This is a genomic window from Dactylosporangium sp. CA-092794, from assembly GCF_050948465.1.
GTDB lineage: Bacteria > Actinomycetota > Actinomycetes > Mycobacteriales > Micromonosporaceae > Dactylosporangium.
On sequence record NZ_CP192044.1, the window covers coordinates 9,579,746 to 9,600,800 of the forward strand.

Below are 21,055 nucleotides of genomic sequence, written 5' to 3' on the forward strand. Positions count from 1 at the left end.
GCTTGAACGCGGAGAGTGAGGGGATCGAACCCCCGCGGGGTCGTCCCCCGTCGACGGCTTAGCAAGCCGCAGCCTTACCACTCGGCCAACTCTCCACTGGCCGGCCGCGGCGACCTGGGCCGCCGCGGCCGCACGTACCCGGAAGAGGATTCGAACCTCCAACCTCCTGACCCTGAATCAGGCGCCTCTTCCCTTGGGCTACCCGGGCGTGGACGTGCGTGGACCCGGCCGGACTTGAACCGGCCGCCTCCGCTTTGCAGGAGCGGCGCTCTACCAGATGAGCTACGAGCCCGGAGGGCCCCGGCGGCGGGCGGTAGCGAGCCGCCGCCGGGGCCACACTCAGCGCTGGATCAGCGCGCCCCACGTCGGAATCGACGGCTTGACGCGCAGCACCATGCCCGCTTCGGCGGGGGTGCGGTCACCCTTGCGCTGGTTGCAGCCCGTGCAGGCCGCAACGGTGTTCTTCCAGCTGTTCCGGCCGCCGCGCGAGCGGGGCAGGATGTGGTCGATGGTCGTCGCCTCGGCCCCGCAGTAGCCGCAGCGGCGGCCGTCGCGGGCGTGGACGCCGGCGCGCGACCAGGCCGGCCCGCCGCTGAAGCGCCAGCGGGTGACGACGTAGGACACGAGCCGCACGACCCGCGGGAGCGGGTAGACCCCGATTAACCGGTCGGGCTCCGCCTCGTGAATGACGGCCACCTCGCGCAGCAGCATGCGGATGGCATGGCGGAGTGAGACTCGGTGCAGGGGTCCGAGGTCGGCGTTGAGTACGAGCACCGCGGTCACCGGGCCTCCTCCCTTCGGTACACCTTCGTATGCGGACCAGACGTTTTCGTGCGTGCCGCGGGCGGGAGTCGAACCCGCACCGACCCCCTTTTGAGGAGGGCGCCTCTGCCGATTGGGCTACCACGGCGTGGTGCGAATATGCATTTGTCAACGAACACGTTCAATGCACAAGGGCATAAGAATGCACGGGCGGCAGGATTCGAACCTACAACCGTCGGATTTGGAGGCCGGTGCTCTGGCCGTTGAGCTACGCCCGCGTGAAATTGGCACGAAAAAGCCGCCCGAACGGTGCCCGGGCGGCTGTGGAGGCTTGGGATGCTCCCCTAGCCCCGCCACCTGCCCGGACGGTCCGACCAGGACATCCCGGCCAGACCGCGCACTGACAGCGCGCTCGGTCGTAGCTCACGGTGCCCGCTCATCGGAAGGTCCTTTCGCTGGTCTGTGGTCGTCTTGACGCATTCAAAGATAGGCGCGCTCTCGCCGCTGCGCAAGAGATTAAATAGCGGCCGTGTAGTGCGCGAGGTAGAGGTTCATCTCGTCGGTGGACTCGTCGCCCTCGTTGACGCTGAACCAGAGCGAGTTCTCCAGCCAGAAGCGATGGACGAACTGTTCGAAGCCGTCGGCGGCGCGGACCATGTTGGCGATGAGCGTGTCCCGGTCGACGTCCTCGAGGCCGACGATCTCCAGCAGCCAGGGCGAGGCGATGACGAACGGCTCGGCGCCGGGGCGCAGGTAGAGGTACCAGATGACGGCGTCCTGCTGGTCGCGCAGGAACCGCACGAGCTGGGCGCCCTGCTCGACCGGGCTGGGCACCGGGCGCGGGGCCAGGTCGAAGTCGCAGCCGGTGCAGGACGGGATGGCGTCCATCAGTGCCTGGCTGCTCATGAACCGTTTGAACGGCGCCGGCAGCGCGATGTGCTCGCCCAGGGCGGCGACCGCCATGGCCCGCAGCGGGTCGTGCGGTGCCTGCGGGAGCAGCCAGGAGAAGCTGCCGTCGAAGCGCGACTCGTCCACTGCCGGCAGGGTCTCGGTGGGGTAGAGCTCGTAGGTGCCGATGCTCGCCCGGGCGGCGCCCAGGTCCGTGCCCCACCAGCCGTGCGGGAAGTCGATCGTCATGTGTCGCACGGTAGTTCGGTGCCTGGGGTTCTTCCGTCGCCTATCGGACCGAGAGCGCGGCGTTTCGGGTCGACGGCGCAGATCAAGCGCTGACGGCGGGCTGCACGTCGGTGAGCGGGACCAGTCCGAGGTACGTCAGTTTGTCGACGATTGCTTCCGTGGTGAACGGTTTGATCACATACTCGTGCGCCCCGGCCGCGAGGGCTCGCACGATCTGTCCGTGTTCGCTCTCGGTGGTGACCATCATGAGGGTCATCTGCCGCAGGTGTTTCTGCTTTCGTACGGCCGTGACGAACTCCAGCCCGTTCATCTCCGGCATGTTCCAGTCGATGAGCGCGAGCGCCGGCTTGAGGTCGTCGTCCCAGATCCGGTCGAGCGCGTCCTTGCCGTTGGTGGCCTCGCGCACCTCGAAGCCCAGCGGTACCAGGATGCGCTTCAGGATGCCCCTCATCGCGCGCGAGTCGTCGATGACCATGGCGAGCTTGTTGTCCATGCAGGCCCCTCCCTCGGGTGCCTGATCGGCCGCCCGGACGCCGACCTGAGCCCGCCCCGCGACAAACCTCGCCGGCCGGTCAGGGCGCGGCGCTGGTGCGCTTGAGCTGGAGGGTGGTGACGCCGTTGGTGAGGCTCATCGCGACGGAGCCGCAGTTGACCCGCATCGGCGGCGGGACGCGGGGCTCGAGCTTGCCCTGGTAGTCGGTGTGGCCGTTGCGGATGAACGTCTCGGTGCCGTCGGGGTGGGGCGCGGAGTAGGTCACCACGCCGTTCTCGAACTTGTACTGGTAGGAGATGAACCCGGCGAAGATGTACTCGAACTGGGTGGAGCCGTTGCTGCCGGTCAGCTTCATGCCGTCGCCGTAGTCGATGACGGCGCGGCCGGTGTCGCTGTAGCGGTGGTAGGCGCCGCTGCCGGTGAACGGGAACGTGCCGGTGTTGAGCACGGTGACCTGCTCGTCGTGCTTCTCCTCCAGCCACACGCCGAGGAGGCACGGGGCGGCCGAGGTGCTGGGGCGGGGGCTGCCGGAGGCCGAGGCGGAGCCGCTGGGGCCGGGCAGGCCGCCCGCGAGGCCGGTGGGCGACGGCTCGGGCGGGAGCGACGGCGTGACCGTGGTCTGCACGACCGGGTTGGTGGCGGCCGGCTCGGCGTCGTCGCCGGAGGTCACCGCGTAGACGATCACGGCGGCGACGAGCACCGCGCAGACGACGCCGAAGACGATCCCGGGGATCAGCAGCGGGTTGCGCCGGGCCGGTGGCGGCGGCCCGTAGCCGGGCGGCGGTGGCATCCACTGCGGCGGCGGGGCCATTGCCGGCGGAGGCGGCGGCGGGACCACCGGGTGCGGGGGCGCGGCGACCGGGGGCGGGGGCGGGGGCGGGACGACCGGGATCTGGGTCGTGGGCTGCGGGGGCGGCGGCGACTGCGGCGCCGGCGCGGCGGGGCCGCGATACAGCCGGCAGTTGACGCAATAGCCAGCGGGATCGATGCCCTCGGCTCCGCAACGTGGACAGCGCACGGGGTCAATCTACCGTGCCGTCCACTGTGGAGACAGGCCCGAGAAGCCTGACGGGTCCCCAAAAATGGTGAGACCGGCATCCACGGGGGAAGACGCCGGTCTCGGTGAAAACTGTAGAGGCAACCGCCGATTTACGCCAGCGGTGCACGAAGGCAATTCGCCGGAACCGGTTTCGAATTTCCGTGCGTCACTCTCCTGAGCTATCGAACTGTCACGGTGCGCTGTGGGTGCGCTCCCAAACTCCGCCGGTGCGGGCCGTGCGCCGGCGGCCGGGCCGGTAGGGTGTCGTGCCAGGCGATCACTGGGAGGAGGCGGATGTCGACCCTGTTGGTGGCCGGGCTCGGCCTCGCCGGCCTGGTCGTGCTGACCTTCGGCGCCGATCAGCTCGTCGTGGGGGCCGGGCGGCTCGCGACCGTGCTGCGGGTGGCGCCGGTGATCGTCGGGGTCGTGGTCATCGGCCTGGGCACGAGCGCGCCGGAGTTCGTGGTGTCCGGCACCGCGGCGCTGCGCGGCAACGCCGGGCTGGCGCTGGGCAACCTGGTCGGGTCGAACATCCTCAACCTGACACTGATCCTGGGCGTGGTCGCGGTCGTCTCGCCGGTGCTGGTGCGCTCGTCGGTGCCGGTGCGCGAGGCGCCGCTCATGGTCGCCGCCGTCACCGTGTTCGGCGCGTTCGCCCTGGTCGGGTTGAAGTTTGTGGCGGGGGTACTGCTGGCGCTGCTGAGCATCGGGGCCCTCGTGCTGCTGGTGCGCCTGTCCCGGGTACCACCGGATGATCCGCTGCCGGACGACGTCGCGGCGTTCGTCGAGCCGTCTCCGCCGCCCGGCCGGTGGTGGGTGGAGGCCACCCGGACCGCGCTCGGGCTGGCCGCGACCCTCGGCGGCGCCCAGCTGCTCGTCGCCAACGCCACGACGCTGGCCCACCGCTGGGGCGTGAGCGACACGGTGATCGGCTTCACCCTGGTCGCGGTCGGCACGTCGCTGCCGGAGCTGATGACGTCGGTGCAGGCGCAGCGGCGCGGCGAGGGCGATCTGATGGTCGGCAACCTGCTGGGCAGCAACCTGTTCAACAGCCTGATCGGCGGGGCGGTGGTCGGGCTCGCGGCCGGCCGGGACCGGATCGCGCCGTTCGGGTTCGCGGCGGTGACCGGGATGGTCCTGGCCGGCGTCCTCGCCTGGCTGCTGCTCAAGAGCGGCAACCGGATCTCCCGGCCGGAGGCGGCCGTGCTCCTGTGCCTGTACCTGCTGATGCTCCCGCTGTTGATCTCGGCCGGCCCGTGACGTTTCCGTTTCCGCGCGTTGGGTACGCGAGCAGGATGGGCGACGCGATGGTCCGGACGCACCGCTCCGGCGAGGTTCCGGGCGGCACAGTTGTGGTGGAAGTGCTGGGGCCGCTGGAGGCGGCGACCGTCGGGGCGCTGCGCTCCGTGGTGCTCGAGACCGTGGACGCCTACCGTCCCCGGGTGCTGACCGTCGACCTGCGGCGGGTGCCGTTCATGGACTCGGTCGGCATCGGCACGCTGGTCGCCGTCTTCAACAAGGCACGCGAGACGGGCGGCGCGATGGAGGTGCGCAACCCGTCCCCGTTCGTGCACCGGCTCCTGCAGATCACCGGCCTGACCGAGCTCTTCGGCCTGCCGGAGCTGCCCGAGGACGCGCCGGTGTCGGGGGTACCGGTGAATCTCGGGGATGCGCAGCCCTAGCGCCCTGCCTCACGGCGCCGTGCGGTCCACCACGACGCTGGAGATGCCGTTCGTGGCGTCGATGTCGTAGCGGTCCTTGGCGGTGTCCCAGCCTTTGGAGGGGTACACCGAGCCGGCGCCGACGCCGTTGTGCGCCACGCCGTCGATCGTGACGCCGCCCGCTCCGCCGCTCGCGTTCACCCGCACGGGCGCCGCCTCCGGCGCGTGCACCCGCAGCGTGCCGACTCCGCCGTCGACCTTGACCGGCACGGTGCCGGACGCCCCGGGCAGGGTGAGCTCGATGGCGGAGACGCCGCCGACGTACTCCACGCCGGCCAGCTTGCCCACTTCCCGCAGGTCGGCGGTGTTGCTCTGGGCGCCGCCGGTGAAGCGCACCGTCCACCGCACGCCGCGGTTGAGCTGGATCGCGACGACTCCGTCGCCGCCGGTGACCTGGACCTGCACGCGGCCGTCCCGGTCGGTGACGGTGGGCGACTGGGGGCTTTCCACGCGGTACAGCGTGCCGCCGAGGTCGGCGCCCTCCACGCTGACCGAGGTGACGCCGCTGAGCAGGTCGAGGGTGGCCGCGTCGCGCCCGGCGACGGGCCCGGTCACGGAGTACGCGGTCTGGGCCCGCTGCCCCTGCAGCAGCGGCCACGCGACGGCGGCCACCGCCGCCACCACGACGAGCGCGACGAAGATGAGCCCACCCACGAGGTACACGGTGCGCGGCGGCGGCCCCTGGGGCGGCGCGGGACGTGCGGCCGATGTATCGATGGCTGACATGCCGATTGTGGTCTCCGGGCACCCGGCCGAACAAACGTCTCCGCGCCGGCTTCCCGCCTTTACGTCGGCGGTGCCACTTCCACGGCTTAACTCACGCCCGCCGCGGCCGCTCTCGCGCCGACGCTTCCACGGCTTTGCTCGCGCCCGCTGCGTCCACTCTCCCGCCTGCCGCGGCCACTCTCGCGCTGACGCTTCCACGGCATTGCTCACGCCCGCCGCGTCCGCTCTCACGCCTGCTGCAGCCGCTCTCGCGCCGACGCCAGCGGTGCCGCTTCCACGGCTTTGCTCGCGCCCGCCGCGTCCACTCTCCCGCCTGCCGCAGCTGCTCTCCCGCCTGCCGCAGCTGCTCTCCCGCCTGCCGCAGCTGCTCTCCCGCCACGGCCGTCGCCCTCCCGCCGGCGCACGGCGCTGCGATGAGCCGTGCCCGCGGTCACGCGCTTGCGCGGGCCAAAGACCAGGGCCGCCGCCACGGGGGAAGCGGCGGCCCCGGCCGTCCTTGGGTTGCACGAAATGTACTCCCGTTGCGGGCCACTGCACAGTCCCCAATTTGTGCCGTCTTCCCCGTGCGTGCGGATCTGTCCAATGTGGAACACACAACCGCACACGACCGGACAATCCGTTGCCCCGGCAGGGTTTCCCGCCGCCTTCTCCAAACAACGTTTACGGTTCCCACCGGCCTGGGCCCGCCCGCCAAGCCGACCGAACTGCGAACACCGTTGCGCGACCGCAAGTAGCGAACCAGGCGACCCGAGCGGCCGGGGCGGACGGATGTCTCCGTGATCATGATGCTCGCGGTGACCGCACCACGGGTTTGTCATGATCCCGGAGACTTGTGGTACACGGGGGTACATCACCACTCCGTGATCATGAAAAACCGTTGGTGTCGAGGCCGGATGCGGCATGATCACGGAGACTTCCGGTCGCCGCGCCGGACGTGCATCGCCGATCGTGGCCCAAGCCATATGTCATCAAGGCCGGCGAGGCCCCCAAGGCGTTGGGACCGGCGCAGGCTGGGCACCGCGGCCACCCGAACCCGCGGCCACCCGAACCCCCCGCCACCCGAACCGGCCGCCACCCGACGTCAACCACCTCGGTAAAGCGGCGCAAAGACCGCGTGCAGGTCAGGTGAGGCGGGCGGCGCGGTGGCCGGCCTCGGCCGGGGTGAGCAGCTCGCCGTCGAGGATGACGGCCCAGAAGGCGTCGAGCGGGATGCGCTCGAACAGCGGCGAGCCCAGGCCCTCGAACACGTCCTCCGGCACCAGCTTCAGCGACGTGGTCACCACGATCGTGGGCACGGTGCGGGCCAGCTCCAGCGTCCCCCGGATGTTCAGCACCCGGGTCGGGCTGATCGCGTCGGCGCCGGCCAGGCCGGTGACCGGCTCCAGGCCCTCCGTGCCGGGGGCGTCCACGGTGCCCGCGGGCAGGCCGGCGACCGTAGCCTTGACCAGGGCGCTGCTCGGGGCGGTGCGGACCCAGCCGCCGCGCTGCCGCAGCACGCGGGTGGCCAGGGCGACCGAGCGCTCGACGTCGCGGTCGAGCTGCTCGCGGATCGCGTGCAGGGCGGTGCGCGGGTCGGGGCCGTTGGCGGCGCGGGCGATGTGCCACATCGAGGCGTACCCGGGCAGGAGACCCGGCAATGGGGCCACCATGGCGCGCAGCGCCGCCGGGTCGTCGACGAGCTCGGCGAGGCCGTCGAGCACCTGGCGGGCCACGCCGGTGGCCCCGGACGTGCGGTCCTGGACGGCGGCGGCGAGTAACGGCGACAACGTTGGCGCGTTCATGCTGCTCCGAATGCTCTCTTGTCGAAAACGGACATCGACCCCAGACGGACTCATGTATGAGACAGCTGGGGTCGATCTCCGTCAAGTAGACAAACGAGCAAGAAGCGCTCGGCGCTGCGGGTCTTTACCGGGCGGCAATGGGGGTGTAATCGCGGGCGCCGTAGCCGGTGTAGACCTGCCGGGGGCGACCGATCTTGGTGTCGGGGTCGTTGATCATCTCGCGCCACTGGGCGATCCAGCCGGGGAGCCGGCCGAGGGCGAAGAGCACGGTGAACATGGTCGTCGGGAAGCCCATGGCCTTGTAGATCAGGCCGGTGTAGAAGTCGACGTTGGGGTACAACTTCCGGGAGACGAAGAACTCGTCGGCCAGCGCGATCTCCTCGAGCTGCACGGCCAGGTCGAGCAGCGGATCGGGCTGCGCCATGCGGCCCAGGACCTCCTGGGCGGCCTTCTTGACCAGCGCCGCCCGCGGGTCGTAGTTCTTGTAGACCCGGTGCCCGAAGCCCATCAGCCGGACGCCGGCCTCCCGGTTCTTGACCTTGCGGACGAAGGCGTTGATGTCGCCGCCGTCGTGGTGGATCTGCTGCAGCATCTCCAGCACCGCCTGGTTGGCGCCGCCGTGCAGCGGGCCGAAGAGCGCGTTGACGCCGGCCGAGATCGAGGCGAAGAGGTTGGCCTGGCTGGAGCCGACGAGGCGGACCGTGGAGGTCGAACAGTTCTGCTCGTGGTCGGCGTGCAGCAGCAGGAGCATGTCGAGGACCTTGACCACGACCGGGTCGATCTCGTACGGCGTGGACGGCACGCCGAAGGTCATCCGCAGGAAGTTCTCGACGTAGCCGAGCGAGTTGTCCGGGTAGAGCATCGGCTGGCCGATCGCCTTCTTGTAGGCGTACGACGCGATGGTGGGCACCTTTGCCAGCAGCCGGATGGTGGAGATCTCCACCTGCTCCTTGTCGAATGGGTTGAGGCTGTCCTGGTAGAAGGTCGACAGCGCGCTGACCGCGGAGGAGAGCACCGCCATCGGGTGCGCGTCGCGGGGGAAGCCGTCGAAGAAGCGCCGCATCTCCTCGTGCAGCAGCGTGTGGTGCTGGATGTTCGACGTGAAGTCGGCCAGCTGCGCGGCGCTGGGCAGCTCGCCGTGGATGAGCAGGTACGAGCTCTCCAGGAAGGTGGATCCCTGGGCCAGCTGCTCGATCGGGTAACCGCGGTAGCGCAGGATGCCGGCGTCGCCGTCGATGTAGGTGATCGACGAAACGCACGATGCCGTATTCACGAAACCGGTATCGAGGGTGACCTGGCCGGTTTGTTTGAGGAGTGAACCGATCTCCAGGCCGGACGGTCCATCGGTCGCTTTACGTACCTTAAGGTCGAGCTCGCCGTCGGGGTATGTGATGTTGTACTCACTCATGCGCGTCGTTCCCGTCTCGTCCCGCAGTCCGGCTCCTGGCCGCGGCCCCATTGCCCGCGACCGGCGCTTATGGCGCCCTTCGCGGAGGATTACAGATGCGCGCGCCCGTCCGCGCGGCGGGGCGCGTTACTGCGATATTTCCTACTCCTAAATCATCGTCGCACCGGAAGAACTCCTAAACCAAGATCCCGGGATCGTCGCCCGCGCCGGGTGTGCGAGGTTCACCCCGTTTTCCGGTGAGATGTACCACATGCAGACTCTCCTCGCTGCGTTCGGTGCCCTCGCCCTCGCCCCGTCCGCCGGCCCCAGCGGAGCCGTCTCGCCCGACACGGTCCAGCCGGGCGGCCAGGTCACGTTCAGCGTGGTCTGCGCGGAGGACGTGCGTTCGGCCGACGTGGCCGGCACCACGCTCGGGCTCGCCGAGCGCATTCCGATGGAGCCGGGGAACGCCTCGGGCGTCTTCTCCGTGTCGGTCGAAATCCCGACGAACACCCAGGAGGGCACATTCAACGTCAGCATCGACTGCGGGGACGGCACGTCGGCGGTCGTCCAGCTCGTCGTGGCCCCGGCCGGAGGGGTGCCCACCGGCGGCGGGTCGAGCGCGCGCCGGCCGAACCACGCACTCATGGCCGCCGGCGGTGGACTCCTGGTCATCGGCGCGGCGGGCACGGTCCTGCTGCGCCGCCGGCCGGATTGAGCCTGCTCGTCCGGCCCGACGGGCGGTGGCGGGGACTGACGGCGCTGGGCATCATCGCGTTCGTGGTCGCCGGGGTGTCGCTGATCGGCTCGTCGCTGGGCGGCGCACCGCCGTTCCGGCCGGCCAACGCCGGTTTGTCGGGTGTTGCTGCCGATGTGGTACTGCGCCCGTCGGCGCCGGTGCGGGTCGCGATCGGCCGGATCGGCGTCGACGCGCCGGTCGAGCGCGTCGACGTGGACGGCGGCGGCACGCTCCAGCCGCCTTCGCTGAACGACCCCAAGAACATCGGGTGGTACCGCCGGGGGCCGACGCCCGGCGAGCGCGGGAACTCGGTGCTCGTCGGGCACGTCGACTCGGCCGCGAGCGGGCCGGCGGTCTTCTACGAGCTGGGCGCGCTGCGCCCGGGCGACCGAGTCTCGGTGGCCCGGGAGGACGGCTCGGTCGCGGCGTTCCGGGTCGACGCGGTGCGGCTGTTCCCGAAGTCGTCGTTCCCGGCCGGGCTGGTCTACGGCCCGGCCGGCTCCGCCCAGCTCCAGCTGGTCACCTGCGGCGGGGAGTTCGACCGGCGGCGCGGCTCGTACCAAGGCAACACCGTCGTCACCGCGTCGCTGGTCTCCGCTACGGGGACGTGAGCCGCTCCAGGGTCACGGCGTGGATGTGCCGTGGTGACACGTTGCGTTGCAGCAGCATGTTGCGCATGACGCCGACGGCGAGGGGGCTGCCGCTGAGGTACACGTCGTGCGAGGTCCACTCGCCGAAGTCGACGACGACCTGGGGCAGGGAGCCGCTGAGGTACGGGTGCGCCGGCCCGCGCGCCACCACCGGGTGGACGGTGGCGTGGGCGCAGCGGGCGGCGTGCTCGCGCAGCGACTCGAGGTCGTAGAGGTCGTCGCGGGTCGACACGCCCCAGAAGAGGTGCACGACCCGCTCGTCGTTGGCGGCGGCGAGCTCGGACAGCAGCGCCTTGACCGGGGTGACGTGCACGTCCTCGGCGACGATGAGCACCGCGCCGGCCGCGCCGCTTTCGATCACGAAGTCGCCCTCCGCCCGGTGCAGCCGGACCGGGTCGCCCACCCGCGCATCGCGGACCAGGGCGGCGGTGGCGCGATCCCCCGGTACCGCCTGGACGTGAATCTCGAGGTGATTGTCCGATGCCGGCGGGTCGCCGATCCAGCAGGCCCGCCAGACGCCGGGCACCTGGTGGCACTCGACGATCGCGCGCTGGCCGGCGCGGAAGGGGTACGGCAGGTCGGTGGCCACGGTGAGCACGGCGACGTCGTCGCGGCGCCGGTCGTGCGCGAGCAGCACGCCGGTCCAGAACGGCGTTTCGCCCTGGTGCAGCTGGGCGCCCTGGCGCAGCCAGCCGGTCGCGAACCGCCATCCGTCGCGCCAGGCGGTGGCGTCCTCGTCGCTCCATCGCTCGCCGCGCGCGTCGCGCACCGCGTCGAGCAGCGCCTGGCCGAACAGGTCGAGCTGGCGGCCGCGCGGCCCGATCAGCGCGTCGAGGGCCGGCGCCAGCCGCCCCAGGGCCGGCACGACGACGCTGGGCTGGTCGAAGTGCTCCAGCAGCCAGGCCAGCCCGCGCTCGGCCGCGGCCGGGTTCGCGGCGAACGCGGTGTGCAGGACCGTGCGCTGATCCGGCGGTACCGCCGCCAGACGACTCACGATCCGGTGGATCTCGGCGCTCGCGTCGCGCAGGCGCGCCTGCAGCTGTGGAAGATAGCCATGATCGCCCGCTTCCGGCCCGTCTTGTGGGATGCTGTCGGTTGGCCGCTGATTTTTCCGGCGTTGTTGCTTCTGTGGGGTTTCGTCCGCTTGCTCCAGCCGCTGCCGCCAGGTCCACAGCACGGTGAGGGGCTCGCCGCCGCTGCCCACGGGTCCGACCTGCGTCATGGGTCCCATTTTATCTGGATAAATACTCTTTTCGGCCGGTACCAAAAATGTCGTACCCGGCTCGTAGAGTGCCGTGCATGTCCTTGGATCTGCTGGAGCTCCTCCCCGCCGGCTGGCGTGACGTGATGAAGCCGCACCTCGACCTGGAGGTGGTGCATCGGTTGCAGGAGTTCGTCGAAGGCGAATATGCGGCCGGCCCGGTCTACCCGCCGCTGCCCGACCTGTTCACCGCTTTCCGGCTGTGCCCGCCCGACCAGGCCCGGGTGCTCATCCTCGGCCAGGACCCGTATTTCAAGGAGGGCCAGGCCCACGGCCTGAGCTTCTCCGTGCGCCCCGGCGTGTCCGTCCCTCCGTCGCTGCGCAACGTCTACAAGGAGCTGCGCGACGACCTCGGCGTCACCCCGCCGTCCAACGGCGACCTGACCCCGTGGGCGGCCGACGGCGTCCTGCTGCTCAACGCGGTCCTCACCGTCCGCGCGGGCAAGGCCGCCTCCCACGCCGGCCGCGGCTGGGAGCACGTGACCGACGCCGCCATCCACGCCCTCAACGCGTTCGACCGGCGCGTGGTGTTCGTGCTGTGGGGCGGCTACGCGCGCAAGAAGGCCGCCCTGGTCACCAACCCGCAGCACGTGGTCATCGAGGCCGGCCACCCCAGCCCGATGAACCCGGCGGGTTTCCTGGGCTCCCGCCCGTTCAGCAAGGTCGACGCCGCCCTCGCCGAGGCCGGCCTCCCCCCGGTCCACTGGACCTGACATGACCGCCACACCAGGCCGGCCGTTGGGGCGGGCATTGCTGCCGCCGGCCGTCCCCGGTCTTCCGCCGCTTTCGCCGGTGCGTCGGGTCTGACATGAGCGACGGGGTCGGGCGCGACGGGGTGCCGGGGCTGGAGGGCCCGCTGTGGCGGGCGCTGCTGGTCTTCCGCCTCGCCGCGCTCGGCTACGCCGCCGTGCTGATGGTCAACAACTTCCGCGACTACGCCTGGCCGCCCGGCGGCTGGCTGATCCTCGCGATCATGACCGCCTGGACGGCGGTGAGCAGCCTCGCCTATGCCCGCCCGGAGCGCCGCGGCTGGCCGCTGCTGACCGCCGACCTGCTCGTCGCGGCCGGCTGCCTGCTCGCCTCCCGCTGGATCGTCGACCCCGGCGGCCTGGGCGTCGGCTCACCCACCTTGCCGATGGCCTGGGTAGCCTGCCCGGTCGTCGCCTGGGCCATCTCGGGCGGCCGCCGCCGCGGCGCGATCGCCGCCATCCTGCTCAGCGCCGCCGACGTGGTCGTCCGCGACGGCCTGAGCCAGGCCACCGTCAACGGCCCGGTCCTGATGATCCTGGCCGGCATCGGCGTCGGCCACATCGCCCGCCTGGCCATCGACGCCGAGACCCGCATGCAACGCGCGACCGAGCTCGAGGCCGCCACCCGCGAGCGCGAACGCCTAGCCCGCGGCATCCACGACTCGGTCCTGCAGGTCCTAGCTCTGGTCCAACGCCGCGGCGCCGAGCTCGGCGGCGAGGCCGCCGAACTGGGCCGCCTGGCCGGCGAGCAGGAGTCCGTCCTCCGCACCCTGGTCACCGCCGCCGCACCGCCCTACCCCACCCCGCCGACCCCACCTCCCTCGCCCCCCACAACCCCGCCCACTGCTCCCGCCTCGGCACCCACCTCCCCGCCCGCCACTCCGGCCGTCTCCGCCGCCCCGCCAGCGGCCGCAGCGGATTCCGCAGCCACCACTGCCCCGCCCGCCGCTCTCGCCTCGGCACCCACTTCCCCGGCCGCCACTCCCGCCTGGGCACCCGCTTCGCCGGCCGCCACTCCCGCCTCGGCACCCGCTTCCCCGGCCGCGACTCCCTCCTCAGCCGCCACCTTCCCGCCGGCCGCTCCGCCCTCGGCGGCTGCTTCCGGCGCCACGGTCCGCGCCGACACGGCCGAAGGAGCCACGCACGCCTCATTCGCGGACCCGACCGGATTTGCGGAGCCGACCGGGGCGTCCGGCGCCCACATCCGCTGGCGCCGGCGCACCGGCCGCACGCCATCCCGCGTCCCGGCCTCTCCCCCACCGCCGCCGGACGTGACCGACCTCCGCTCGCTGCTCGCCCCGCATGCGTCGTCCACCGTCACCATCGCCGCCCCGGCCACCCCGATCCTGCTGCCGTCCGCGGTGGCCGCCGAGGTCACCGCGGCCGTCGCCGCCGCACTGGACAACGTCACCCGCCACGCCGGCCCATCCGCCCGGGCCTGGCTCCTGCTGGAAGACCTCACCGACACGATCACCGTGACCATCCGCGACAACGGCACCGGCATCCCGGACGGCCGCCTGGCCGAAGCCGAGCGCGCCGGCCGCCTCGGCGTCGCCCAATCAATCCGCGGCCGCATCCGCGACCTCGGCGGCACCGTCACCGTGACCTCACTGCCCAGCTCCGGCACGGAGGTAGAGCTACACATCCCCCGATAACCACCGCTCCCCCGCCCGCCGCCCGCCGCCCGCCGCCCGCGCCGCCTGTGGCACGCGCCGTCTGTGGCACGGTGGACGCGCCGTCTGTGGCACGGCAGGCGCGACGCGGCACGGCAGGCGCGGCACGGCACGGCAGGCGCGGCGCGGCACGGCAGGCGCGACGCGGCACGGCAGCACGCGGCGGGCGTGACGGGCACCCCATCTGCGCGGCCGAGCCGGACGTAAGTCTCCTTGGGGATTTAAGTCTTTGGTTTGGTTGTGGCGTTGGGGTTGCGGCCTTTGGGGTGGCCGGTGTTGGCGGGTCGGCCCTTCTTGATCACGGGTTGGCGGGTTCGGGGATTCTTGTTGGTCGATCCTTTGGGTCGGCCGGGGCCGGGCCGGGCGGGTTTCGGCGCACGGGCCGGGGTGGGCAGGGCGGCGACAGTATGGCGAAATACCCGGCGGACCCGGCGGGGGGAGAGCCGGTCGGGGTGGCAGGGTTGTTCCCAGGGCAGGCGCCGGTCGGCGGCCAGGGGTCTGGCCAGGTGGAGTTGGGCGAGGGCGAGGGCGACCAGCCAGGTCCACCGTTCGGCCTGGTCTGGATCGAGGGGGGTGTGCCGGGTCCAGCCGAGGTCTTGTTTGGCGAAGCGGAAGACGTGTTCGATGGTGTAGCGGTGTTGGTAGGCCTCGGCGAGCATGGGCAGGTCGAAGCTGCCTGGCGGGCCGGCCCACCACAGCCACCAGACTTGGGTGCGCCCGGCGGGGGTGGTGTGGTCCTGGCGGATCAGGGTGCCCTCGATGATGTCGGTGCCGGTCCATTTGCGGCGTTGGCGGGGTTCGGGGTGGTAGTGGTGCCAGGCCCGGGTCCGCACCGTGCCGCCGGCGCCGGCGCCGGCGCTGGTGGTGGTGGTGTGTTCGGCGTCGGGGTGGGCCAGGTGTCGGGCTCGTCGAGGGCGAAGCGGGGGCCGTGTTTGCGGGCCCGGCCGGGCGTGCCCGGCTGTTTTGCTGGGGGGCGGGCGAAGAACACCCGGTCGCTGCGCAGCCGCACGAGCAGTTGGGCGCTGTCGGGGCGGTGCTGGGTGAGGTAGATCGGGCAGTAGCGGGCGTCGAGCAGGAACACCAGCGGCACCCCGGCGGTCGCGGTGCCGGCGGCGTGCAGCCGGGTGGTCACGTCGGTGATCTGGGCGGCGGTGACCTCGTTGGCGTTGTCGGCGGTGCCGATCCGCCGCACGTCCACCGGCAGGCCCCACGACCCCCGCCTCACCCGGCCGGCCCCGCCGGTCGCGGGGGATGCGGCGCCGGGGCCGGTGTCGAGGCCGACCTGGCAGGCCCACTGCATCGACCAGCCCGGCACTGCCGGCGACCCGCCGGTGTGGTCGCGTTCGGCGGCGTACTGCATGCCGATGTCCGGGACGTACCGGGTGTCCGGCCGGGGGAACTTCGAGCTGTCCACCCCCAGCAGCAGTACCCGGCCGGGCCGGACCTGCCCGGCCAGCAGCGTCCCCGCCGCGGCCGGGTGCACCTGGCCGTGTTCCAGGGCCTGGTACACGCTGCCGTGCCCGCGGCGCAGCACCGGCTCGAACGTCAGTTCTGCCACCGACCCCACCCGCCCGCCCCCGGCCAGGGCATCGACCAGCTCGAACAGGGTGTCCGCCCACCGGCCGAAACAGCGGTACACCGCGGTGCGGAACTCGGCCAGCGCCCGCAGTGCCTGGTCGGGGGCGGATGATGGGACACCCAGCGGGTGCGGCACAATGATCTCCAACGGCTGGCTTGGCGTTTCCTGATCTTGGTCGATCTGGATCATGCCAAGACAGCCGCCCTTTTTGCACCCCCGTTACCGATCCGCAACCAAGATCACCGATGGCGCTTAAATCCCCAAGTCTCCGTGATCATGCAGTCCGCAGTCGCGCACCACGGGTTTGCCATGATCCCGGAGACTTCTGGTACACGGGGGTACATCAGCACTCCGTGATCATGAAAAACCGTTGGTGTCGGTGCCGGGTTAGGCATGATCACGGAGACTTCCGGTCGCTGCGCCGCGCAGCGTCCGACAGGTGGGACGTGATCGTCCCACCCTGGCACGCGCAGATCGGGCACCACATGGCCGCCGGCGCGCATCGCGGCTGGCGGTGCCGGTCCCGTGGCGGACACGCCAAGCTCATACACCACGCCGCCGGACGTGACCCAGCGGGCGCGGGCCGGAGACGCGGCGGGCGGTCGCGCTGCCCCCGGCTTCGCATCCCGGTGAAGGTCGATGGCGACGCTCGCGGCTGGGCCACGGCGCGCTTGTGCGTGGCGTTGTGGCGCACGAGGCACGCGGCGACGGGGTCGGCCTCCATGTGGGCGGAGTGACGAGGTGGTCGGCGGGCGGGGAGAAATCGGGGTGGCCCGGCGTTTATGGTGCTTGGGTGGACGAGGGGGCGACGACGCTGCGGGTGATGGTGGTCGATGACCATCCGATGTGGCGCGAGGGTGTGGCGCGGGATCTCACCGAGGCCGGATACGAGGTGGTGGCCGCCGTCGGGGAAGGGGCGCAGGCGGTGCGGATCGCCGGGTCGGTGCGGCCCGACGTGGTCGTGCTCGATCTGCAGTTGCCCGATCGGTCCGGGGTGGAGGTGATCCACGGCATTCTCGGTTCCTGTCCGGGCGCGCGGATTCTCATGCTGTCCGCGAGCGGCGAGCAGCAGGACGTGCTCGATGCGGTCAAGGCGGGCGCGACCGGGTACCTGGTGAAGTCGGCCGCGCGGCAGGAGTTCCTGGCGGCGGTGCGGCGCACCGCGGAGGGCGATCCGGTGTTCACGCCGGGGCTGGCGGGGCTGGTGCTGGGCGAGTTCCGGCGGCTGGCCCACGTCACGCGGGCCGAGGATCCCGACGCACCGCGGCTGACCGAGCGGGAGACCGAGGTGCTGCGGCTGGTGGCGAAGGGCGTGACGTACAAGGAGATCGCCGAGCGGCTGGTGCTCTCCCACCGCACCGTGCAGAACCACGTGCAGAACACGCTCGGCAAGCTGCAGTTGCACAGCCGGGTCGACCTGGTGCGGTATGCGATCGAGCGCGGCCTGGACGAGTGAGCGGTCAGTACTGGCCGTAGATGTCGAGCAGGTAGTGGCCGAGGACGGAGCCGGCGGCGAGGTCGAGCACGAGTACCAGGAAGACGTTCGGCTCTTCGCAGTTGACCAGGACGTGCTGCAGATTGCCATGTGGCATGTGCCACGCGTAGGTGACGTTCCCGGCGGAGAAGTCGTGGCCGCCGAGGTCCGCCTCCGGGATCTCGTCGACGTACGACCAGAAATCGAACGGTGGCTCCGCCTCCGGACCGATTCGTACCGGTTCGGGCTCCATTGTCGCTTTGTATTCCGCCTCGCTGAGCAACCGCATCACGTCAGCATGCCGGTACCGCTGCCACACCGGAACACACGGGTACTCACCCAGGATTGAGTAGCGACACCGATTCGCCGCGCTACGGACAGGCCCCATCCTGAGCGGCATGGTGAGCTATCCCTGCCCGTTCTGCGGCGCGCCGGCCGGCCTGGAGTCCGGCTGCGGCGGCTGCGGCCGCCCGCCGTTCCCGGACGCCGCGGAGGTGGTGCGCCTCAACGGCCGCACCATCGAGTTGTACGCCGAGGTCGAGTCGGCCCGCGCCCGCTACGGCACCGCCGTCCAACGCTTCAACGCGACGATGTCGCAGCGCAATATGCTCGCCGCCCGCGTCAAGGCCGCCGTCGCTGCCGCCCGGCCCATATCCACCCCAACGGGCTTGGCATCCGCCGTGAGCGGCGCGGCCGGGCACCCGGCCCCGGTCGGCGATCGGCTGACCGGCGCCAACGGCGCAGCGCAGGAGGTGGCCGGCGGGCTTGAGCGGCGGCCCGAGGCTGCGCCGCGGACCGTCCAGAATGTCCTGTTCATCCTCGGCGGGCTGCTGCTCGGCAGCGCCGCCATCGTGTTCGCCGCCGTGGCGTGGGCGAGCTTCGGCGTGTTCGGGCGGGCCGCCATTCTCGCCGTGGTCACGCTGCTGGTGCTCGCCGTGCCGCCGGTGGCCCTCGCGCGCGGGCTGCGGGCGACCGGCGAGACGTTCGCGGCGCTCGGGGTGTTGCTCGTGCTGCTCGACGGGTACGCCGCCTGGTACGTCGACCTGGCCGGGCTGGCCGGCGCCACCATGCCCAGCACGTACGCGGGGCTGGTCTGCGCCATCACCGCGGGCGTCGCCGGTGGTTACGCGGCGCTCACCCGGCTGCGCGCGCCGCGGCTGGCCGCGGTCGTCGCCGTGCAGCCGGTGTTGCCGCTGCTGGCGCTGCACCGCGGATTCGGTCCGACCGGATGGACCCTGGTATTCGTTGCGGTTGCGGCGATCGGGGTGCTGCTCGGCCGTACCGTCGAGCAAATGGCCTGGATCCCCGCGGGCCTTTCGGTCCTCTCGGCGCTGCCGCCCGCGCTGCACGCACTGGCCACTGTGGACGGTGTGCCGGCGGCCACACGGGACGCCGGGGTCATGGTGCTGCTCGCCGCCGTGGTCGCGGTCGCGGCGCTGGCCCACGAACGCACCGTGCCGGCCGGCTTCGGCGCGGCGATCGGCATCGTGACGCTGGGCGCGATGCGGCTGGCCGCGGAGGTGTTCCCGGCGCAACGGTATGCCGCGTTCGCCGCCGTGCTGCTGCTCGTGGCCGCCGCCGCGACCATTGCGCCGCAAAAGGTCCGCTCCGGCGTCCGGGTGGGGGCATTGGTCATGGTGGGCGGGTTCGCGCTCCCCTACGCGTACTTTGCCGTCCTCGCCGCCGCCCAATCGGTCCGCCGCGCGCTGCCCGCGTGGCATACCGATGGCCGGCCGGGGGCCGCGGGCGCTGACGGCGGGTGGTGGGCGCACCGGCTGTTCGACTGGCAGGAGCCGGTCGCCCTGGTGCTGCTCGCCGCCGCGCTGTGGCTGCTGCTGCGCCATCGGTCCGTGCCGTGGACCGCTGCGGCGCTCGTCGCGTTCGCCGTCCCCGCGGCGGTTCCGAACCCGCCGGTCGCGCTCGCGTCCATTGTGGACGGCGCGCTGCTGCTGGCGCTGGTGGTGTTCGCGTTGCGGTCCGACCGCTTTGCCACGTTGGCCATACCGTTCGTCGCGACGCACCTGGCGCTCACCGGACTGGCCACCCCGTGGACCACCGTTGCGGTGTACGGCGGCCTCTCGGCGCTGTCCACTGTGGTCGCGGCCCGCGCGGCCGAGCGCCGGCTCGGCCTCCCGGCGGCGGTGGTGTCCCTGCTCGGTCTGCCCGTCACGGCCGCCGCGGCAGACCATATCCTCCGCATCGGTACACCCCTATCGCCCGCGCTGCCGCCCGCGCTCATCGGGGCCACGGTCGGCCTGGTCGCGGTGACGGCGATCGCGTTGGTGCTGCACAACCGGGCCCACAACGCCGGCACGATCGCGACCGCCACGGCCGGCGCCGGCGTCACGGTCGCCGCAACGGTTCAGTCGGCGAGCGCCGGCGGCGCGACGTGGTTCGGCGCGTACGCGGCCGTCGCCCTCCTCGCCACCTGGCTCGCCGCCCGCGGCTTCCGCATACCGATCACCGCCGGAACGGACCAAACGGCGGCTCGGCTCGGGCACGCGGTGGCCGCCGTGGTGCCGGGTGTGCTGGTCGTGGTCTCGCTGGTTCCGGCGGTTGCCGAGGTGCTGCTGCGGCCGCTGGGTTGGCTCGGGGCGGTCTGGCAGGGTGCGCCGGTGGGCGTGGGACTGGGCCCCGGGGGTACCGAATGGTGGGGAACGACACCGGCGGCGTTCGGGCCTGCGGCGGCCGCTGCCGGGCTCGGTGTGCTGGCCGTGCTCGCGGTGCTCGTCGCGCGGCGGGTCGGTGCCGGCGTCTGGAGCTTCGCCGGGCCCGTGGTGAGCCTCGCGATCATGCTCGGGTGCGTGGCGGCGGCAGCGCCTTGGCCGGTGGTACCGGCGCTGAGCCTGGCTTTCGGGCTGGCAACGGGGCTCGGGGCCGCGCTGCGGCGGGCGTCGGCGGGGGCCGTGTTCGGGGGCGTGGCGTGCTGGTTCGGGATCGGTTCGGGGCTGGCCGGGCTGCTGGCCACCCGGGCGGCGACCCTCGCCGGGCTGGGCGCGCTCGTCGCGGCGGCGGTTGTCGCGGGGATCGCCGGGCGGACGGCCGGCGCGCGGATGGTCGCCTGGCCGGTCGCCGCGGCGGGCGGGGCGTGGCTGGCGTTCGCCGCCGCTCGGGCCGCGGACCTGCCGTTGCGGGCGGCGGCGTACTGGGTGCTGCTCGCGGCCGCGGCGATCCTCGCGGCCGGCTGGGTGCTGCGCGACCGGCGGCTGCCGGGACGTGCCGCGCGGGCCGGCGGGGCCGAGGGGCTGGTGCTCGACGCCGTCGCGCACGCGGTTGCGGTCGTGGCGGTGTTGCTCACCGTTGGCGACGCGGCGGCCGCGGCGGGAGTGGTCGGGCTTTGGGGGGTGGCGCTCGGGCTGCGGGCGCTGGCCGGTGCCGGCCGGGTCGGCTACGCGGTGGCGGCGATCGGGGCGGAGCTGCTCGCGTACGAGTTGGTGCTCGTCGGCGGCGGCGTTGCGGTGACCGAGGCGTACACCGTGCCGGCGGGGGCGGTCGCGGTGGGGATCGGGTGGTACGCCTCGCGGCGGAATCCGCGGCTCACGAGCTGGACGGCGTTCGGGGCGGGGCTGATCGCCGGCTTCGGGCCGAGCCTCGCGCTGGTGCTCGTCACGCCGGGTGAGCCATGGCGGCGCCTGGTGCTCGGTGCCGTTGCGGTTGCCGTGGTACTGGCCGGGGCGCGACTGCGGCTCAAGGCGCTGGTCACGACGGGTGGTGCGGTGCTCGTCGTGCTCGCGCTGCACGAGGTGTGGACCGTCTGGGACCACCTGCCGCGGTGGGTACCGCTGGCCGTCGCCGGGCTGGTGCTGGTCGGGCTGGCGGTGACCTACGAGCGGCGGCTGCGCGACCTGGGCCGGCTCCGGACCGCGATGGGGCGGATGCGGTGA

Annotated in this window: 19 protein-coding genes and 5 tRNA genes; 8 read left to right on the forward strand and 16 right to left on the reverse strand. The window is 72.3% G+C overall.

Going from position 1 to position 21,055, the window contains the following annotated elements; translation table 11 throughout:
- Positions 1-9 precede the first annotated feature (9 nt).
- From ACQPXD_RS40955 to ACQPXD_RS40995, 9 genes are all read right to left on the reverse strand, one after another.
- A tRNA-Ser gene (locus ACQPXD_RS40955) sits at positions 10-95 on the reverse strand.
- A gap of 40 nt (positions 96-135) precedes the next feature.
- Positions 136-208, reverse strand: a tRNA-Leu gene (locus tag ACQPXD_RS40960).
- A gap of 11 nt (positions 209-219) precedes the next feature.
- A tRNA-Ala gene (locus tag ACQPXD_RS40965) sits at positions 220-292 on the reverse strand.
- A gap of 47 nt (positions 293-339) precedes the next feature.
- Positions 340-783 (reverse strand): HNH endonuclease, encoded by a 444-nt coding sequence (locus tag ACQPXD_RS40970; RefSeq protein ID WP_432827877.1) that lies wholly within the window; start codon positions 781-783, stop codon positions 340-342.
- Positions 784-836: 53 nt separating this feature from the next.
- A tRNA-Leu gene (locus ACQPXD_RS40975) sits at positions 837-910 on the reverse strand.
- Between the two features lie 57 nt (positions 911-967).
- A tRNA-Trp gene (locus ACQPXD_RS40980) sits at positions 968-1,040 on the reverse strand.
- Between the two features lie 238 nt (positions 1,041-1,278).
- Entirely contained in the window at positions 1,279-1,899 is a 621-nt protein-coding gene (locus tag ACQPXD_RS40985) for a hypothetical protein (protein WP_432827879.1), read from the reverse strand.
- Positions 1,900-1,981: 82 nt separating this feature from the next.
- The gene (locus ACQPXD_RS40990) at positions 1,982-2,392 is read right to left on the reverse strand and encodes a response regulator (protein WP_432827881.1); all 411 of its coding nucleotides are present in this window, start codon (positions 2,390-2,392) and stop codon (positions 1,982-1,984) included.
- A 79-nt stretch (positions 2,393-2,471) separates the two neighbouring features.
- Positions 2,472-3,410 (reverse strand): hypothetical protein, encoded by a 939-nt coding sequence (locus tag ACQPXD_RS40995; protein ID WP_432827883.1) that lies wholly within the window; start codon positions 3,408-3,410, stop codon positions 2,472-2,474.
- A 315-nt stretch (positions 3,411-3,725) separates the two neighbouring features.
- Here ACQPXD_RS40995 and ACQPXD_RS41000 point away from each other — a divergent pair, with 315 nt between their 5' ends.
- Entirely contained in the window at positions 3,726-4,691 is a 966-nt protein-coding gene (locus tag ACQPXD_RS41000) for a sodium:calcium antiporter (protein WP_432827885.1), read from the forward strand.
- A gap of 35 nt (positions 4,692-4,726) precedes the next feature.
- Positions 4,727-5,113, forward strand: a complete 387-nt coding sequence (locus tag ACQPXD_RS41005; protein WP_432827887.1) for an STAS domain-containing protein — start codon at positions 4,727-4,729, stop codon at positions 5,111-5,113.
- Positions 5,114-5,122: 9 nt separating this feature from the next.
- Here the strand turns inward: ACQPXD_RS41005 and ACQPXD_RS41010 are convergent, their stop codons facing one another.
- The 3 genes from ACQPXD_RS41010 to ACQPXD_RS41020 all read right to left on the reverse strand — a co-directional run bounded on the left by ACQPXD_RS41010 (position 5,123) and on the right by ACQPXD_RS41020 (position 9,067).
- A complete protein-coding gene (locus ACQPXD_RS41010; protein WP_432827889.1) occupies positions 5,123-5,878 on the reverse strand; it encodes a hypothetical protein in 756 nt (251 codons plus the stop codon).
- A 1,121-nt stretch (positions 5,879-6,999) separates the two neighbouring features.
- A complete protein-coding gene (locus ACQPXD_RS41015; protein WP_432827891.1) occupies positions 7,000-7,659 on the reverse strand; it encodes a hypothetical protein in 660 nt (219 codons plus the stop codon).
- A 124-nt stretch (positions 7,660-7,783) separates the two neighbouring features.
- Positions 7,784-9,067, reverse strand: a complete 1,284-nt coding sequence (locus tag ACQPXD_RS41020) for a citrate synthase (protein WP_432827893.1) — start codon at positions 9,065-9,067, stop codon at positions 7,784-7,786.
- 250 nt (positions 9,068-9,317) lie between these two features.
- On the opposite strand from ACQPXD_RS41020, the gene ACQPXD_RS41025 reads away from it, so the two are divergent.
- Both ACQPXD_RS41025 and ACQPXD_RS41030 read left to right on the forward strand, forming a co-directional pair.
- Positions 9,318-9,764, forward strand: coding sequence for a hypothetical protein (locus tag ACQPXD_RS41025; RefSeq protein ID WP_432827895.1), 447 nt, complete (start codon positions 9,318-9,320; stop codon positions 9,762-9,764).
- Entirely contained in the window at positions 9,761-10,396 is a 636-nt protein-coding gene (locus tag ACQPXD_RS41030) for a class F sortase (RefSeq protein ID WP_432827896.1), read from the forward strand. The genes ACQPXD_RS41025 and ACQPXD_RS41030 overlap by 4 nt, the downstream gene beginning before the upstream one ends.
- On the opposite strand, the gene ACQPXD_RS41035 is transcribed toward ACQPXD_RS41030, so the two are convergent.
- Positions 10,383-11,657: a hypothetical protein gene (locus tag ACQPXD_RS41035; protein WP_432827898.1), complete on the reverse strand. Its 1,275-nt coding sequence runs from the start codon at positions 11,655-11,657 to the stop codon at positions 10,383-10,385. The two genes, ACQPXD_RS41030 and ACQPXD_RS41035, sit on opposite strands and share 14 nt — an antisense overlap.
- Before the next feature lie 77 nt (positions 11,658-11,734).
- On the opposite strand from ACQPXD_RS41035, the gene ACQPXD_RS41040 reads away from it, so the two are divergent.
- Together ACQPXD_RS41040 and ACQPXD_RS41045 are read left to right on the forward strand one after the other, a co-directional pair.
- Positions 11,735-12,409 carry a uracil-DNA glycosylase gene (locus ACQPXD_RS41040; protein WP_432827900.1) on the forward strand — a complete coding sequence of 225 codons (675 nt, stop codon included), beginning with the start codon at positions 11,735-11,737 and terminating at the stop codon, positions 12,407-12,409.
- Between the two features lie 95 nt (positions 12,410-12,504).
- Entirely contained in the window at positions 12,505-14,100 is a 1,596-nt protein-coding gene (locus ACQPXD_RS41045; RefSeq protein WP_432827902.1) for a DUF5931 domain-containing protein, read from the forward strand.
- A 239-nt stretch (positions 14,101-14,339) separates the two neighbouring features.
- Here ACQPXD_RS41045 and ACQPXD_RS41050 read toward each other — a convergent pair whose 3' ends face one another.
- Positions 14,340-14,951 (reverse strand): transposase, encoded by a 612-nt coding sequence (locus tag ACQPXD_RS41050; protein ID WP_432827904.1) that lies wholly within the window; start codon positions 14,949-14,951, stop codon positions 14,340-14,342.
- On the reverse strand, positions 14,864-15,832 hold the full coding sequence (locus ACQPXD_RS41055) for a transposase (protein WP_432827906.1): 969 nt from the start codon (positions 15,830-15,832) through the stop codon (positions 14,864-14,866). Before ACQPXD_RS41055 ends, ACQPXD_RS41050 begins: the two co-directional genes overlap by 88 nt.
- A 688-nt stretch (positions 15,833-16,520) precedes the next feature.
- Here ACQPXD_RS41055 and ACQPXD_RS41060 point away from each other — a divergent pair.
- Positions 16,521-17,153, forward strand: coding sequence for a response regulator (locus tag ACQPXD_RS41060; protein ID WP_432844140.1), 633 nt, complete (start codon positions 16,521-16,523; stop codon positions 17,151-17,153).
- 4 nt (positions 17,154-17,157) lie between these two features.
- Here the strand turns inward: ACQPXD_RS41060 and ACQPXD_RS41065 are convergent, their stop codons facing one another.
- Positions 17,158-17,424 (reverse strand): hypothetical protein, encoded by a 267-nt coding sequence (locus tag ACQPXD_RS41065; protein WP_432827908.1) that lies wholly within the window; start codon positions 17,422-17,424, stop codon positions 17,158-17,160.
- Between the two features lie 145 nt (positions 17,425-17,569).
- On the opposite strand from ACQPXD_RS41065, the gene ACQPXD_RS41070 reads away from it, so the two are divergent.
- Positions 17,570-21,055, forward strand: coding sequence for an SCO7613 C-terminal domain-containing membrane protein (locus ACQPXD_RS41070; protein ID WP_432827910.1), 3,486 nt, complete (start codon positions 17,570-17,572; stop codon positions 21,053-21,055).

Bases quoted from the DNA above. Each gene is read 5' to 3' on its own strand.
- ACQPXD_RS40985 (WP_432827879.1), bottom strand. From the start codon at position 1,899: ATGACGATCGACTTCCCGCACGGCTGGTGGGGCACGGACCTGGGCGCC.
- ACQPXD_RS40990 (WP_432827881.1), bottom strand. From the start codon at position 2,392: ATGGACAACAAGCTCGCCATGGTCATCGACGACTCGCGCGCGATGAGG.
- ACQPXD_RS41000 (WP_432827885.1), top strand. From the start codon at position 3,726: ATGTCGACCCTGTTGGTGGCCGGGCTCGGCCTCGCCGGCCTGGTCGTG.
- ACQPXD_RS41005 (WP_432827887.1), top strand. From the start codon at position 4,727: ATGGGCGACGCGATGGTCCGGACGCACCGCTCCGGCGAGGTTCCGGGC.
- ACQPXD_RS41010 (WP_432827889.1), bottom strand. From the start codon at position 5,878: ATGTCAGCCATCGATACATCGGCCGCACGTCCCGCGCCGCCCCAGGGG.
- ACQPXD_RS41015 (WP_432827891.1), bottom strand. From the start codon at position 7,659: ATGAACGCGCCAACGTTGTCGCCGTTACTCGCCGCCGCCGTCCAGGAC.
- ACQPXD_RS41020 (WP_432827893.1), bottom strand. From the start codon at position 9,067: ATGAGTGAGTACAACATCACATACCCCGACGGCGAGCTCGACCTTAAG.
- ACQPXD_RS41025 (WP_432827895.1), top strand. From the start codon at position 9,318: ATGCAGACTCTCCTCGCTGCGTTCGGTGCCCTCGCCCTCGCCCCGTCC.
- ACQPXD_RS41035 (WP_432827898.1), bottom strand. From the start codon at position 11,657: ATGACGCAGGTCGGACCCGTGGGCAGCGGCGGCGAGCCCCTCACCGTG.
- ACQPXD_RS41040 (WP_432827900.1), top strand. From the start codon at position 11,735: ATGTCCTTGGATCTGCTGGAGCTCCTCCCCGCCGGCTGGCGTGACGTG.
- ACQPXD_RS41045 (WP_432827902.1), top strand. From the start codon at position 12,505: ATGAGCGACGGGGTCGGGCGCGACGGGGTGCCGGGGCTGGAGGGCCCG.
- ACQPXD_RS41060 (WP_432844140.1), top strand. From the start codon at position 16,521: ATGGTGGTCGATGACCATCCGATGTGGCGCGAGGGTGTGGCGCGGGAT.
- ACQPXD_RS41065 (WP_432827908.1), bottom strand. From the start codon at position 17,424: ATGGAGCCCGAACCGGTACGAATCGGTCCGGAGGCGGAGCCACCGTTC.
- ACQPXD_RS41070 (WP_432827910.1), top strand. From the start codon at position 17,570: ATGGTGAGCTATCCCTGCCCGTTCTGCGGCGCGCCGGCCGGCCTGGAG.